The sequence below is a fragment of the Pseudomonas fluorescens genome, assembly GCF_001708445.1.
Taxonomy (GTDB): domain Bacteria; phylum Pseudomonadota; class Gammaproteobacteria; order Pseudomonadales; family Pseudomonadaceae; genus Aquipseudomonas; species Aquipseudomonas gorinensis.
In genome coordinates this window covers 3414155-3429425 of sequence record NZ_CP015637.1, presented here as the reverse complement: position 1 = coordinate 3429425, position 15271 = coordinate 3414155, and the positions used below count along the sequence as shown (strand labels likewise).

At 61.7% G+C, this 15271-nt stretch carries 13 protein-coding genes; 7 read left to right on the top strand and 6 right to left on the bottom strand.

All coding sequences use genetic code 11. The features are described 5' to 3' along the window. Nucleotides 1–66: 66 nt before the first annotated feature. The 3 genes from A7317_RS15130 (at nucleotide 67) to A7317_RS15120 (ending at nucleotide 3999) form a co-directional block, all read left to right on the top strand. Nucleotides 67–978 (top strand): LysR family transcriptional regulator, encoded by a 912-nt coding sequence (locus A7317_RS15130; protein ID WP_069076199.1) that lies wholly within the window; start codon nucleotides 67–69, stop codon nucleotides 976–978. Between the two features lie 228 nt (nucleotides 979–1206). Next, the gene (locus A7317_RS15125; RefSeq protein ID WP_024074570.1) at nucleotides 1207–2256 is read left to right on the top strand and encodes an ABC transporter substrate-binding protein; all 1050 of its coding nucleotides are present in this window, start codon (nucleotides 1207–1209) and stop codon (nucleotides 2254–2256) included. A 9-nt stretch (nucleotides 2257–2265) separates the two neighbouring features. After that, a complete protein-coding gene (locus A7317_RS15120) occupies nucleotides 2266–3999 on the top strand; it encodes a GMC family oxidoreductase (protein ID WP_024074571.1) in 1734 nt (577 codons plus the stop codon). Nucleotides 4000–4036: 37 nt separating this feature from the next. Here A7317_RS15120 and A7317_RS15115 read toward each other — a convergent pair whose 3' ends face one another. Beyond that, nucleotides 4037–5464 (bottom strand): aldehyde dehydrogenase family protein, encoded by a 1428-nt coding sequence (locus A7317_RS15115; RefSeq protein WP_024074572.1) that lies wholly within the window; start codon nucleotides 5462–5464, stop codon nucleotides 4037–4039. A gap of 139 nt (nucleotides 5465–5603) precedes the next feature. Here A7317_RS15115 and A7317_RS15110 point away from each other — a divergent pair, with 139 nt between their 5' ends. From A7317_RS15110 to A7317_RS15095, 4 genes are all read left to right on the top strand, one after another. Then, nucleotides 5604–6551, top strand: a complete 948-nt coding sequence (locus A7317_RS15110) for a LysR family transcriptional regulator (protein WP_024074573.1) — start codon at nucleotides 5604–5606, stop codon at nucleotides 6549–6551. 142 nt (nucleotides 6552–6693) lie between these two features. Next, nucleotides 6694–7398 (top strand): HAD-IA family hydrolase, encoded by a 705-nt coding sequence (locus tag A7317_RS15105; RefSeq protein WP_024074574.1) that lies wholly within the window; start codon nucleotides 6694–6696, stop codon nucleotides 7396–7398. A 60-nt stretch (nucleotides 7399–7458) separates the two neighbouring features. Next, nucleotides 7459–8742 carry an NAD(P)/FAD-dependent oxidoreductase gene (locus A7317_RS15100; RefSeq protein WP_081329206.1) on the top strand — a complete coding sequence of 428 codons (1284 nt, stop codon included), beginning with the start codon at nucleotides 7459–7461 and terminating at the stop codon, nucleotides 8740–8742. Nucleotides 8743–8756: 14 nt separating this feature from the next. Then, nucleotides 8757–9467 (top strand): cupin domain-containing protein, encoded by a 711-nt coding sequence (locus A7317_RS15095; protein WP_024074576.1) that lies wholly within the window; start codon nucleotides 8757–8759, stop codon nucleotides 9465–9467. Nucleotides 9468–9553: 86 nt separating this feature from the next. On the opposite strand, the gene A7317_RS15090 is transcribed toward A7317_RS15095, so the two are convergent. The 5 genes from A7317_RS15090 to A7317_RS15070 all read right to left on the bottom strand — a co-directional run bounded on the left by A7317_RS15090 (nucleotide 9554) and on the right by A7317_RS15070 (nucleotide 15125). Next, nucleotides 9554–10045 (bottom strand): Lrp/AsnC family transcriptional regulator, encoded by a 492-nt coding sequence (locus A7317_RS15090; RefSeq protein WP_024074578.1) that lies wholly within the window; start codon nucleotides 10043–10045, stop codon nucleotides 9554–9556. Between the two features lie 38 nt (nucleotides 10046–10083). After that, nucleotides 10084–10770: a hypothetical protein gene (locus A7317_RS15085; RefSeq protein WP_024074579.1), complete on the bottom strand. Its 687-nt coding sequence runs from the start codon at nucleotides 10768–10770 to the stop codon at nucleotides 10084–10086. Between the two features lie 97 nt (nucleotides 10771–10867). After that, nucleotides 10868–12154, bottom strand: coding sequence for a 4-aminobutyrate--2-oxoglutarate transaminase (gene gabT, locus A7317_RS15080; protein WP_024074580.1), 1287 nt, complete (start codon nucleotides 12152–12154; stop codon nucleotides 10868–10870). Nucleotides 12155–12416: 262 nt separating this feature from the next. Continuing rightward, nucleotides 12417–13505: an ABC transporter ATP-binding protein gene (locus tag A7317_RS15075; protein WP_024074581.1), complete on the bottom strand. Its 1089-nt coding sequence runs from the start codon at nucleotides 13503–13505 to the stop codon at nucleotides 12417–12419. A 159-nt stretch (nucleotides 13506–13664) separates the two neighbouring features. Next, the gene (locus tag A7317_RS15070; protein WP_069076198.1) at nucleotides 13665–15125 is read right to left on the bottom strand and encodes an NAD-dependent succinate-semialdehyde dehydrogenase; all 1461 of its coding nucleotides are present in this window, start codon (nucleotides 15123–15125) and stop codon (nucleotides 13665–13667) included. Between the last annotated feature and the right edge of the window lie 146 nt (nucleotides 15126–15271).

Sequence of the window (15271 nt, the reverse complement as noted above, 5' to 3'; positions counted from 1 at the left end):
ATGCAGTGGCCCTGTATTAATAATTAGCCTTGAGCGAAAGCCATTCTTAGTTTTAAGGAAAGAATCATGGCGATGATCGATGACTTGAGTTTCTTCCAGCAGGTGGCGACACGCGGCAGTCTCACCGAAGTGGCGCGGCACCTCGGCCTGTCGTTGCCAGCGGTGAGCAAACGCCTGAGCCAGCTTGAAGCGCGTCTGGGCGTGCAGTTGCTGCAGCGCACCACCCGGCGACTGTCGCTGACTCCGGAAGGGACCTTGTACCTGGAAGGAGGACGGCCGATCCTGCGGCAACTGGAAGAGCTGGAGAGTGCGCTCAATCGCCGACAGCCGACGTTGCAGGGACGCTTGCGGATCAACGGCACCCTGGGTTTCGGTCGACAACACCTGGCACCGGTGGTCTCCAGCTTTGCCCGATTGCACCCGGAGTTGGAGCTTTCCCTGGAGTTGTCCAGCCAGCCTTCGAGCTTGCTGGATGACCAGTTCGACATGAGCGTGTGCATGGGCGAGCCACCCGATTCGCGACTGATCGCTATGCGCCTGCTGGAAAACCCGCGCATTCTCTGTGCTTCCCCGCAATACCTTGAAGCTATGCCTGCTCTGTCAGGGGTGGAGGATCTGGTCCGGCATAACTGCATCGTGCTGCGTCAGTTCGGCAGTGATTACGCGATCTGGCGTTTCAGCAAGGATGGCCAGGATTACTCGCACAAGGTCAGCGGAACGCTGTCGAGCAACGATGGAGAAGTCGCGTTACGCCTGGCCCTGGACGGGCATGGACTGATCCTGCGTTCTCGCTGGAATGTTCAGGATCACCTTGAAAGCGGGCGCCTGCGGGCGGTTCTGAGCGATTACCAGGCGCCCAGGGCCGATATCTTCGTGGTCTATCAGCATCGCCGGCATACTCCGCAACGCATCTCGGTGTTCGCCCGTTACCTCGCGCAGGAGCTGGCCAGACGCTTGCCGTTCGCGGCGCTCAAGTAGGCGAGTGGCCCGCGCGAACGAGGGCAGGTGCCTGTAGAAATAAGCATGATCTGAGGTTATGACATCTCTGACTATTCGTGCATTGCCCTCTGCTGTCATGCTCTTGTAACGTCGAAATGTCCCGCTCGGTCGAACAATAAAATCAAACCTGAGCAAAGCACGTGGGTGCAGGGTGTTCAGTCGAGGTTTTAACGCTGCCGAATTAATCTACGTCCAGGATGATTTGCCATGAAAACCTTGTCTGTTGCTCAAGCGTTCGGTTCCGTCATTTCCCTGTTGAGTCTTTCGGTGGCGTGCGCGATGCCCGCCGTGGCCGCGGAAATCACCTTTGTCTCCCAAGGCGGTGCTTACCAGGAGGCCCAGACCAAGGCCATTCTGGATCCGGCAGCCAAACTGCTGAACATTACCATCAAGCAGGACAGCGCCCCCGACGCCTGGCCGATGGTCAAGGCCCAGGGCGAAGCGAAAAAACCGGTCTGGGATGTGATCGATACACCACCCTCCAACTGCCTGCGCGGTGGCAAGGAAGGGCTTATCGAACCGCTGGACCTGAGCAAGCTGCCGAACGTACAGAACATGCCGGCGGCCTACCGCACTCCGTATTCGGTGGCCTACGAGTTCTACTCGTCGGTCATTGGCTACAACAAGAAAAACCTGAAGAAAGTGCCGCAGACCTGGGCCGAATTCTGGGACGTGAAGAACTTCCCCGGCGTGCGTGCCTTGCGTAACGATCCGATGAGCACCCTGGAGGCGGCGCTGCTGTCTGACGGCGTGCCCCGTGACAAGCTTTACCCGCTGGATGTCGACCGCGCCTACAAGCGTCTCGAGCAGATCAAGCCGAACATTGCCGTGTGGTGGACCTCGGGTGGTCAGTCGGCGCAACTGCTCGCCGATGGCGAAGTCGACATGCTGATGATCTGGAACGGTCGAGCCAGCGCCGTGCAAAAGAGTAATCCGGACGTGGCCTTCACCTACAACGACGGCCTGCTGCAAAACACCCAGTTGTGCATCCTGAAAAATGCCCCCAACTATGCGGCGGCTGTGAAGTTCCTCAACGAAGCGGTATCGCCTGAATTGCAAGCCAACCTGCCGCTCTACATTGACTACGGTCCAGGTAACCCGGCGGCGTTCGCCACGGGGAAAATTACCCCCGAGCGGGCCAAGGAACTGCCAAGCTCGCCGGATAACGCGGCCAGGCAAGCGCTGATGTCGGAAGAGTGGTGGGCCTCCGCTGAAGGGATTGCCGCCAAGGATCGCTGGCTCAAATTCGTTCAGTAAGGTGTCGGCATGATCGATTATTTGATTCTGGGCGGTGGTTCGGCCGGCTGCGTGCTGGCCGCCCGGCTCTCGGAGGACCCCGACAAACAGGTGTGTCTGATCGAGGCGGGGCGCGATATTTCCCTGCACACGATGCCCGCCGAGATACGTAGCCGTTACCCGGGGCGCGCCTATCTGGATGCCAGCAATATCTGGCAGCGCCTGACCGCGTTGATGGGCCAGCGTGCCGGTGCCACCCGGCGCTATGAGCAGGCGCGGATCCTCGGTGGGGGCTCGGCGATCAACGCCCTGATGACCAACCGTGGTGCGCCCGCCGACTATGACGAATGGCAGGCGCTGGGGGCCGAAGGTTGGAGCTGGAACACCTGCCTGCCGTACTTTCGCAAGCTGGAAAACGACACCGACTTTTGCGGGCCACAGGACCAGGCGCTGCATGGCCGCGACGGCCCGGTCAGGATCCGGCGTACGCCATCGGAGCGCCTTTCGCCTTTCGTCAAAGGTGTGATGAAGGTCCTGGGCGGGCGTGGCCTCGAGCACAAGGCCGATCAGAATGGGCTCTGGGAGGAGGGCGTGTTCGTGGGTGCCATTGGCGTCAGCGAGCAGGGCGAGCGAATCCCGACATCGGTGTGTTATCTGACCGATGAGGTGCGCAAACGCCAGAACCTGACCCTGCGCACCCGCTGCGTGGTGGATCGGGTGTTGATTGAGGCCGGTCGGGCGACAGGCGCCAGGATTATCGACAGTCATGGCGTCGTCGAGTCCTTGCGGGCGCGTGAAGTCATCGTCTGTGCCGGTGCGATCCACAGCCCTGCGGTGTTGCTACGCAGTGGGATTGGTCCGGCGGACGACCTGACTTCTCTGGGCATTGCCCCGGTGGTGGACCGGCCAGGGGTGGGGGCCAACCTGATGGAGCATCCTTCGATTGCGGTGTCTGCGCTGCTCAATCGCGAAGGCCGCACGGCGTTTCCCGAAGAGCACCATGAGCAGGCCATCGTGCGTTTTTCATCCGGGCTGGATGACACGGTGCCGTGTGATATGCATGGCGCAATCCTTTCTCGATCAGGCTGGCATTCGATCGGTTATCGACTGGGCACGATGTTTTTCTGGGTCAACAAATCCTATTCCCGTGGTCATCTGCGCCTGACATCCAGCGATCCCCATGAGGAACCGCACGTACGCTTCGACATGCTCAGCGATGGCCGCGACCTCGAACGTCTGAAGCAGGCATTGCGCTTCGGCGCCCAGACCTTGTCGGCGCCCGCCTTGAACCGGGAATGCAGTGTGGTGTTTCCATCGAGTTACTCACCACGAGTGGCCAGGGTCGCAATGCCGGGCTGGTTCAATGCACTGCAACGCGGCGCCTTGAGCGTGTTGCTGGATATCGCCGGGCCGTTGCGGGGCTTGCTGATTCAGGGCCTGGTGACTCAGGGGGTCACCCTGAAAAAGCTGCTCGCCGATGACCAGGCCCTGACCGAGTTCGTGCAGCGCAATGTCGGTGGCACCTGGCACCCGTCAGGCACTTGCCGCATGGGGCGCGCCGATGATCCGCTGGCAGTCACCACCGGTGATGGCCGCGTGATCGGTGTCGCCGGGTTGCGGGTGTGTGACGCTTCGCTGATGCCTTCGATTCCCTGCGCCAATACCAACGTCCCGACCCTGATGATCACCGAGCGCATGGCCGATCTGATCAAGGCTGAGGCAAAAATGTCAGGCAGTGTGGCCACGGTGGCGGCTCGACTGTAGCCATCACCTGGCCGGCGAGCCTGTCAGGGCGGGGGCATCAAGCTCCCCAACCGACAATTCCCTTCACTTCCAGAAACGCCTCCAGCCCCCATTCGGCGTACTCACGGCCGTTGCCCGATTGCTTGTAGCCACCAAACGGCGCGCCGGAATCCCAACTCGGATAGTTGATGTACACACTGCCGGCACGCATTTGCAGGGCAACGTCGCGGGCCCGCGCCTGGTCCGTCGATTGAACGTAAGCCGCCAGCCCGAACACGCTGTCGTTAGCCATGCGGACTGCGTGCGCTTCATCCTCGTAGGCCTGGATGACCAGCACCGGTCCGAAAATTTCTTCGCGGGCGATGGTCATATCCTGGGTGACCTGGGCGAAGATCGTCGGCTGTACGTAGTAACCCTGGGGCAGGTGATCGGGGCGACCTGGACCGCCGCACACCAGTTGTGCACCTTCGTCGATGCCGATGGCAAGCATTCGCTGGATGCTGTCGTATTGGCGTTGACTGATCACCGGGCCCATGGTCGTGGCGTCCTTATCGGGCGCGCCAACGATATGTTTTTGCGCGGCGCGACGGGCGATGTCCACGGCCTGGTCGTGCAGCGCGACGGGCACCAGCATGCGCGTAGGCGCATTGCAGGATTGCCCGCTATTGCCAAAGCAACTGTCTACACCGTTGGTCACTGCCGCTTGCAGGTCGACATCGTCGAGCAAGATGTTGGCCGATTTTCCGCCCAATTCCTGATGCACACGCTTGACGGTCGGTGCGGCCAGGCGCGCGATTTCCGTCCCTGCGCGGGTCGAACCGGTAAACGAAACCATGTCCACGTGTGGGTGTGCAGACAGGGCAGCACCCACCGTCGGGCCGTCGCCGTTGATCAGGTTGAAAACGCCCGCCGGCACGCCGGCCTCATGCATGACCTCAGCGAACAGCAAGGCATTGATCGGTGCGATTTCACTCGGCTTGAGGACCATGGTGCAGCCGGCGGCGAGGGCCGGCGCGACCTTGCAGACGATCTGATTGATCGGCCAGTTCCAGGGTGTGATCAGCGCCACCACACCCACAGGCTCGTGGGTAATCAATGTGGTGCCACGGGATTTCTGGAACTCGAACGTGTCGAGGGTGCGCAGCAGTTGCTCCAGGTGACGTTTGCCGATCCCGGCTTGCCAGGCGTGGGACAAGGCTTTCGGGGCACCGACTTCCTGGACGATGGCGTCAGCGATTTCATCGTAGCGCGCCATGAAGACATCCAGAATCCGTTGCAGCAGTTGTTTGCGCTGCGCGGGTGACGTGCGCGAGAACCCTGGAAAAGCGCGCCGGGCGGCCATGACGGCAGACTCGACATCGTTCAGGTCTCCCATGGCGATTTCGCAGAATGCCTGCTCGGTGGCAGGGTTGATCACGGGCAGGCGATCGAAGCTGTGAGGCTCTACCCAGCGGCCATCGATGTAAAACTTCAAGGTGTTTTTCATAGCAGGGAAGGGTCTCGTGAGGGAGAGGAGTGCCGCGCCGAATATCCGTGGGTCGCCTTACGCAGCCGCTCACCAGAATAGGCGGGGTATTTTGTTCGGGACAATTTACTAATAGTTGTGCCAGGCATAAACTCAGGTCATGTCTAATCTACGTCGCAAGGTTCCCAGTTCCAGCTCATTGTTCGTCTTCGAGGCGGCCGCTCGATGTGGCAGCTTCACCCGGGCGGCGGATGAACTGTGCGTCAGCCAACCGGCCGTGAGTCGCATGTTGTCGCGCCTGGAAGAGCACCTTGGCGTGCAGCTTTTCGAGCGTGTTCATGGTGGGGCGAGGCTGACGGAAAGCGGCAGCATTTTGTACCGTCGCGTGCAGGAAGGCTTCAGTACCATCGAGTCGGCAATCAGTGAAATCGAGGCACGGGCGACGGGCATCGAGACCGTGACGCTGTCGGTGTCGACGGCGTTCACCACCCATTGGCTGATGCCGCGCATGAGTCGTTTCAGCCAGCGATTCCCCACTGTCGACATGCGCTATCAATTGATGTCCGGTAGGATCGGCGGCCCCTTGGTGGACGTCGATCTGGGCATGCGTTACCTCGAGGCGGGCAGCCTGAAGGCCACGGATACACTGGTTATTCCAGAAATTACCCTGCCTGTGTGCAACGCCCAGTACCTGGCGGATGTCGTTCAGGGCAAGGCTAAAAAACAGGTGCCGACGCTGATCAGCATGGACAACCAGGACCGCGGCTGGGCCGCCGCTTTTGAAACGCCGGGACGCGCCGACAACGCGCTGGTGTTCTCCGATTATGCCGTGGTGGTACAGGCCGCCTTGTTGGGCCAGGGCATGGCGCTGGGATGGTTGAACGTGGTGTCGAACTCCTTATGCAAAGGCGAGCTGGTGCCGGCGACGGACTCTTTTCGGGTCAACTCCCGGCGTTGCTGCCTGGTCGTTCCGGCCAATCGTCCAGTGCGCCCGATCGTGGAAAGCGTGCGTGACTGGATCATCGAGGAGATGCGTGAGGACATGCTCAGGATCGACGCGCTTTACCCTCATCTGGGGCTGCTTGCCGCCCTGGAATCGAGCCATTGAGCACAGGTGCGGCACGTCGAGTAAAAAAACAGTAGGTTATGCCTCAGGGGTAGGGCAAAACAAAATATTTCGCGAGAATGCGGGCAGATAATGGGCCTGTCCAGTCAGCTTCACCCTTACGACTTTTCTTGCGGAGCGCCCTATGTCTTTCAAGCAGTTCAAAGCCCTGACGTTCGACGTTGTCGGTACCCTGATCGATTTCGAAGCCGGAATCCTGGCCCATGTACGCGAAGTCGCGGGTGAAGCGGGCAAGGCCCGCAGCGACGACGACATCCTCAAAGCTTATCGCGAGGCCCGTGCCTCGACTGATTCGGGCTGGTGGCCGGATGACCTGGAGCGTTGCTACCACGTCATCGCGTCCAAGTTGGGGCTGCCGGACAACGACGACTATGCCAAGGGCCTGGCGCAGGCGGTGAAGAACTTCCCGGCCTTCCCTGATTCTGTCGAAGCGCTCAAGCGCCTGCGCAAGCACTTCAAGCTGGTGGCCACCACCAACTCGCAGATCTGGGCGCTGAACTACATGGCCGAAACCCTCGACCAGCCGTTCGACGTACGGGTCACCGTCGACGATGTGCGCTTCGAGAAACCCGATCCGCAGTTCTTTGCCTACACCCGTGGTGTGCTGGCGACCCAGGGCATTCTGTTCGAGAACATCCTGCACGTTGCCCAGAGTCAGTACCACGACATCGGCGTGGCCATGCGCCTGGGTTATCAGACCTGCTGGATCGAGCGTCGTTTTGCCCAGAAAGGCACCGGCGGCACCCTCGAATCGGAACGCACCGAGCCGCATTACCACTTCACTTCGCTGGCGCAATTGGCCGACGCGGTCGAGAAAGAGCTGGGTTGATCCCCTCGGCGCTTGGGCCTTGGCCGTGAGCGCCAATCCTTATTGAGTCGAGAGGCTGGCATGACTGTTCAGAGCTTATGGGCGGCCACCGCCCAACCGGCACCTGCGCTGCAATCCCTGGAAGGCGAGCGGCAGTGCGACGTGGTGATCATTGGTGCGGGTTACACCGGCCTCTCGGCAGCCCATCACATTGCCCGCAGTGGTCGCGAGCCCCTCATCGTCGAGGCCAATACCCTGGCCTGGGGCGCGAGCGGACGTAACGGCGGTGTGGTGTCACCGAAGTTCCGGGTGGGCTTTCCCACGCTCATGGCGCGCTTTGGTCGTGACACTGCGTTGCAGATGTACCACACCGGTTATGCCGCGGTGGACAGCCTGGTGGAGATGGTTGAAACCCTTGGCCTGACCGGGGCCGAGCTGCATCTGGGCGGGCACATCGCGGCGGCGCACAATGTCCACGCGCTGGGCGCGCTGGAGTCGACCGCGAACTGGATCAAGCGTGAAACCGGCGGTACGTCATCACGGATGATCTCGGCCGACCAGGTGCGGGAAATGACCGGCTCGACGATCTTCGCCGGCGGCCTGCTGACCCCCAAGGCCGGCGGTATCCACCCTTTGAACTACGCGCGCGGCATGGCCCGCCACTTGGCCGGCCATAGCGTGAAAATGTTCATCAACAGCCCGGCCGAGCAGGTCCGTCGCGAAGGCGATCGGGTGATCGTGCAGACGCCGCAAGGGCGGGTCAGTGCCAAGCAAGTGATCTACGCTACCAATGGTTATTCCGACCAGACCCGCGCCACCGATACGCTGCACCGACGCTTGATTCCTTTCCGCAGCGCGATCATCGCCACTGAGTCACTGCCACCGCACATCCTTGCCACAATCATGCCGGGTGGGCAGGTGTGTGGTGACACCAAGCGCATGTTGCGCTGGTTCCGCGTTATCGGTGATCGCTTGATTTTTGGTGGGCGGGGAGCGTTCGGCAAAGGCGATTCACAAAGCGCCTTCGATGCTTTGCAGCGCAGCATGGGCGACGTTTTCCCGATCCTGCGCGACCAGCCTATTGCTTATCGCTGGTCGGGCCTGGTGGCCATGACCTTGGATTATCTTCCCCATGCCGGCCAGCTCGATGAACGCAGCTACTACGCCATTGGCTACAACGGTGGCGGGGTCGCGATGTCGACCTGGATGGGCAAGCAACTGGCCGCCATGACGGCGGGCGAGAAGGTCGAGCTCGGTTTGCTCGCGGGCGAGCATTTCAACCCCATTCCTCTGCATGCCTTCCGCGCGCCGGGCGTTCGCCTGGCGGCGGGCTGGCAGCAATTTCTAGACATCATCGGCCGATGAGCGAGCGTTAAGGTATGCCACCGATTCTGCATTACTCCCACCCCTACACTGATCGTCAATTGCCCTGCGCCGCATTCGCCCTGCAGGGCGATCCGCTGGCGGCCGGGCGAGTCATCAACTTCCACGACCCCGTGCAGGGCTATGCCGCAGGCAGTAGTGTCAGCACCGGTGCGAACCTGTTGATCGAGGCGTTTCCCTGGGTTGAACTGGGTGTGGTTGAAGCCGGAGAACTGCGTTTGCAGGGTGAGGGTTTTGACCTGCAACTGACGGCAGGGGATTGCTTCGTCGTGCCTCGTGGACTCCGTGTGCGTTGGCACCATCACGGGCAATTGCGCCGGCTGTTCATGGTGTTTCCGGGGCTTTCAGCCTCCACGCAAATGCCCCGCCTTCCGATCAGGATCGACCTGTCCCAGGCGCTTGCACCGGCGAGTCCGCCGGCAGCCAGTGTGCTGTTGACCGCGACGCCCAAGGCCTGGAGCGAAACCCTGTTCAGCGCCGGCAACCTGCGTGTCGGGCTGTGGCAATGCGAGGCGTACGCGCGCAAGCAGGTCGAGCCGGGTTACAGCGAGCTGATGTTTATCCTTGAAGGCTCGGTGACGTTGCGGGCTGAACAGGGCGACAGCCATCATGTGCGGGCGGGAGAAACGGTGATCGTGCCCCAGGGCGCCACCAATGCGTGGGTCAGCGAAGAGACCGTACGCAAGGTGTTCTGCATCTTGTCGTGAGTTCGGCAAAGGGCCGGCAGGATCCATCCGACCTGCAGCGGCGCGCTGGCCAACGGTACGGCCAGCCGCACCGCTGCAGGTTTTTTTTAGACCGCCCGAACCAGGCTGCGCAACGGCACGGTGCTCTTGACCACCGGCGATTTGATCACGATGTAGCTGAAGTACTTCTCGATGCCGATTTCCTTGTCGAGGATCGATTCCATCAGCTCCTGATAGTGCTGGATGCTGCTGCACAGGAAGCGCACCAGGTAGTCGTAGCCGCCGCTGATCAAGTGGCACTCGAGCACTTCGTCGATGTTGCGGATGCTCGATTCGAACTTCACGAAGTCGGCACGCTTGTGATCCGAGAGGGTCATTTCGGTGAACACGGTCACCGAGTTGGCGAACTTGGCCAGATTGACGTGGGCTTCATAGCCGCTGATGTACCCGGCGGCCTCCAGGCGTTTGACACGTTGCAGGCAAGGGCTGGGCGACAGTCCAACGGCTTCGGCGAGGCTGACGTTGGTCATGCGCCCGTCCTTCTGCAATTGGACCAGGATGTTGATGTCGATACGGTCGAGCTTGGTTGCAGCGTCCATTGATCAGTCCTCGCAATGTCAAATCAGGGCCGTCGTACTCAGGTGTGCAATGCCTTTTGATGGGCATGGGCCAAGTCAGCGAGGCTGGCGTATTCACAGCGCTTGCCGTCCATTGCCTGAGGCGAATGGTTCCACGGCTGGTCATGGCCGCGCCGTAGTGTGCAAACCGGAAAATCCACCCGCTCGTTCCACGGGTCATCGCTTTCCGTGCTGCGCACCGGTAACAGTTCCGATCGCTCCAGCCCCAGGCGATGCAACTCGCTCTCCAGGCTGTTGTGCCAATCCTCGTCGCTGGGTTCAATGATCGCATCGAATTCGACCGGCAAGCGACGGGCCAGGGCAAGTACATCGATACCCTGGGGTGGGGCAATCAGTATCAAACGGTAGAACTTGCCCAGGTACTGGAGGGCACCGGGGGCGTCTTCGAAAATCGGCCACCAGGATGAAGAGCTACTGAATGCCACACTTTCATCCCAGCCCGGAATGGTTTGCAAATGTTGCGCCACACGATGGTAGAGCTGGCCGTGGAAAGCCGCTGCGCTGATCTGCGGTGCACGGCTGGCAAGCTCTTGCGCCACCTGTCGGTAAGTACTGAGTAGCTGCGCATCACTGGCGCTGGATTCACTTTGCACTGCCAGCGGTCGCAGGCCTTCGAGGATGCCCCGTTCGCGGTCAACCAACGTGCTGAATGACAAGCCCAACGCCTTGTATTGGGTGACTCTCATGACTTGCTCCTGAGTAGGCCATGCCGGTTCCATCATGATTCAGCCCAGGGCCCGACACTGCCGGGACAGGTCGGGCCGGGTGTTACCGTTACTGCACTCAGCAGGCGGCCAACGCTTTGTCGAGCATCTGCAAGGCTTCTGCCACTTGCTCTGGAGTGGTCACCAGCGGCGCGAGGAAACGCACTACGTTGCGATGTACACCGCACTTGATCACCAGCAAACCGGCGTTTCGGGCTTCATCGATGACCTTTTGCGCCAGTGCTGCATCGGGGCTACGGGCGGCATCGTCGGCGATCATTTCGATCGCCTGCATGAAGCCCAGGCCGCGCACGTCACCGATTCTCGGGTAACGTTTCTGCAAGGCCAGCAACCCGTCATGCAGTTGGGCTGCCAGTGTCTCGCCCTGTGCCAGCAGATCCTGCTCTTCGAACAGGTCCAGCACGGCCAGTGCCGCAGCACAAGCTACTGCGTTGCCACCATAGGTGCCGCCCAGGCCGCCCGGCGTCGGTGCGTCCATGATCTCGGCGCGACCGACCACGCCCGACAATGGCATGCCGCCGGCCAGGCTCTTGGCGACGGTCACCAGGTCGGGCTGGATGTCGGCATGCTGGAAGCCGAACATCGTGCCGGTACGGCCGAAGCCCGCCTGGATCTCATCGAGGATCAGCACGATGCCGTGCTGGGTGCAGCGGGCGCGCAGGGCTTGCAGGAATTCTTTGGGTGCCGCAAGGAAGCCGCCATCGCCCTGGACCGGTTCGATGATGATCGCGGCGACACGGTCCGGCGCCACGTCGGTGGCGAACAGCTCGTCCAGCTCGGCCAGCGCATCATCGCTGCTGACGCCGCGATAGGCGTTGGGGTAGGTGGCGTGATAGATCTCGGCGGGGAAGGGGCCGAAGTTCTGCTTGTAGGGCTGGCTCATGCCGGTCAGGGTCACGCCCAGCAGGGTACGGCCGTGGAAGCCACCGCGGAAGGAAATAACCGCGGTGCGATTGGTGTAGCCACGGGCGATCTTCACCGCGTTTTCGACGGCTTCGGCACCGGACGTGAACAGCACGCTTTTGTAGTGGGCGTCGCCGCCGATCAGTTTGTTCAGGCGCGCGGCGACCTGAATGTAGTTTTCGTAGGCCACCACCTGGAAGCTGGCATGGGAGATCTCGCCGACCTGCCGACGCACCGCCTCGACCACCTTCGGATGGTTATGGCCGACGTTGAGCACGCCGATGCCGCCGACAAAGTCCAGGTAACGCTTGCCATCGACATCCCACAGTTCGGCGCCCTGCGCGCGCGCCGCGACCACCGGGTGGGCGGTGGCGATACCACGCGGTACATGCTGTTCGCGCAGGGCCAGCAGGCGTTGGTTTTCAGTCAGTGCAGAATTCATCTCGATCTCCGTGAACGCCGAAGGTGGCGGGTGATGTCATCAGGATAAGGATTGCCCGGAACCACAAGCGCTGAACTTGGGGTGCCGCGCGCTGTGATCGACTGTTTTGCAGGGGTGTGACGAAATATTTCGCTGCGCAGGGCGCAGGGTATCGTTTGCGTCAGAAACGACATCGGCCCATGGCCGTGCGATTTGTCGGCGGGACCTTGAATGGTTGACGCCGGCAAACCGTGCTGCCATGAGCCGATAGGTTCTGGCTGAATCAAACCCCGGCGCGTGGCACGACGATGGTGTCTTCCGGATGCAGGCGCATCATCATGGGGGCGCCGATGGGCGGCAGGCTGAGGTTGCCTTCGTGATGGCTGGGTTGGCGCAGGCTGACCGTTGGCCCACCTTCGAGGTCGACGAACACCTTCAGGCTTTCGCCCTGGAAAACGATGTCTGCCACGCGGCCACGCAGACGGTTCCATTCCGGCCCCGAGCTGTTGTTGTCCAGCAGCAGTTTTTCCGATTGCAGGGCCAGGAATACATCGCCCGATGCCGGCACCGGACGGGTGGTGCGCAGTGCTGTGCTGCCCAGGGTCAAGCCGTTGTCCGCACTGCGTTGCAGCGGCACCAGGGTGCTCTCGCCGATGAAGCTGGCGACGAAATCGTCGGCCGGGTGATCGTGCAGGCGGCGCGGTGTGTCGACCTGTACCAGCTGGCCGCCGCGCATGATTGCGATACGGTCGCTCATGGTCAGGGCTTCGCGCTGATCGTGGGTCACGTAGATCATGGTGGCGCCCAGGCGCTTGTGCAGGGCTCGCAGCTCGATCTGCATGATTTCGCGCAGTTGCTTGTCCAGGGCCGACAGGGGCTCATCCATCAGGATCAGCTTGGGTTCGAAGACGATGGCGCGGGCCAGGGCCACGCGCTGGCGCTGCCCGCCAGACAGCGCCGCGATGTTGCGGTCTTCGTAGCCCGTCAGTTCCACGGTTGCCAGGGCGCTCTTGACCCGGTCGCGGCTTTTGCTGGCGCTTTCGCCACGGGCACGCAGTGGAAAGGCCACGTTTTCGCCGACAGTCATGTGCGGGAACAGCGCGTAGTTCTGAAATACCACGCCGATTTCGCGTTTGTGCGGCGGCATCAGAGTGACGTCGCGTTCGCCGAATAAAATGCTGCCGGAACTGACCCTGATAAAACCACCCAGAATGCTCAACAAGGTGGTTTTGCCTGAACCGGACGGGCCCAGCAATGACATGAATTCCCCGGCTTCGACCTTGAGGTCCACGTTGTTCAAAGCCTTGAGGTTGCCGTAGTGCTTGCACACCTTGTTAACGCTGACCGATTCAAAACCTTCAGTGAAATTCATGAAGCGTCGTCCTCTGTAGAACCAGGGATTGCCCGATAAGCCTGCTGGTTATCTGAACACAGGCATGGGCCTGGTTCGTGCCGTTTTGGGGGGCCGGACCAACATGATCTGCTGTCCGGTGCGAGTGGGGGACCACAGGCTGCTTTATGCCCGCCTCAATCAGTCCAGGCCGCCGATGTGCCAGGCCTTTACCTCGAGAAACTCGTCCAGGCCATACTTGGAACCTTCGCGGCCGGTGCCCGATTGCTTCATGCCACCGAAGGGCGCCACCTCCATGGAAATGATCCCGGTGTTGAGCCCGACCATGCCGAACTCCAGGCGTTCGCCCATACGCCAGGCGCGGCGCATGTCCTGGGTGAAGTAGTACGCGCCGAGGCCGTAGGGCGTGGCATTGGCCAGGGTCAGTGCCTCGGCCTCATCCTTGAAACGGAAAAGTGGAGCGACCGGGCCGAAGGTTTCTTCCGTGGCCAGCAGCATGTCGGCGTTGGCGTCGCGCAGCACGGTCGGCTGCACATACAGCCCCTCGCCTTGAGGTACGCCGCCGATGGCGATGCTCGCGCCTTTCTCCAGGGCGTCGTTGATGTGCCGTGCCACCTTGTCCACGGCGGCGGCGTTGATCAGTGGTCCGATGGTGACACCGCTTTGCAGGCCGTTGCCGACTTTCAACTCGGCAACGGCAGCGCACAGGCGTTCGGCGAAACGATCGTAGATGCCGTCCTGCACCAGGATGCGGTTGGCGCACACGCAGGTCTGGCCGGCATTGCGGAATTTGCTTTGCATGACGCCGGCGATGGCCAGGTCAAGGTCGGCGTCGTCAAAGACAATGAACGGCGCGTTGCCGCCCAGTTCCAGGCTCAGGCGCTTGATGGTGGCGGCGCACTGGCTCATCAGCAACTGACCGATCCGGGTGGAACCGGTGAACGACAGTTTGCGCACATCGGGGTTGGCGGTCATCTCGCCGCCGACCCCGGCAGGCAGGCCGGTCAGGACGTTGAACACGCCGGCCGGGATGCCCGCGCGCTCAGCCAGTACCGCCAGTGCCAGGGCCGACAGCGGGGTCATCTCCGACGGCTTGACCAATACCGTGCAACCGGCCGCCAGGGCGGGGGCGCATTTGCGGGTGATCATCGCGTTCGGGAAGTTCCAGGGGGTGATGGCCGCGACGACGCCAATCGGCTGCTTGAGCACCAGAATGCGCCGGTCGGCGGCAGGCGAAGGGATCGTGTCGCCATAAACTCGCCGGGCTTCTTCAGCGAACCACTTGACGAAACTGGCGCCGTAGGCGATTTCGCCACGGGACTCGGTCAGCGGTTTACCTTGTTCGGTGGTCATGATCAGCGCCAGGTCTTCCTGGTTTTCCATGATCAGGCCAAACCACACCTCCAGATAGCGCGCGCGTTCAGCAGCAGGCACTTCGCGCCAGGCGACGAAGCGCGCTCGCGAGGCCTCGATCGCGCGGCGGGTTTCAGCGGCCTGCAACGCCGGCACCCGGGCAATCACGCTGCCATCGGTGGGGTTGGTCACGTCGATCGTCGCGCCGTCATCGGCCTCGATCCAGGCGCCGTTGACGTAGGCGCGTTCGACAAGCAGGGAAGGGTCACGCAGTTGGTTTTTCAACATGATCAGGGCCTTGAGGGTGCGAACGATGGGCCCATTGTAAAAAGCCCCGTCCAGTGGCCGATGCCGAGATACGCCTGCGCACGGGTGATAGATGCTGAAATGAGGCGCGTGACGGCAGGCTGTGCTGGGGCTGGAAATTGCCTGGG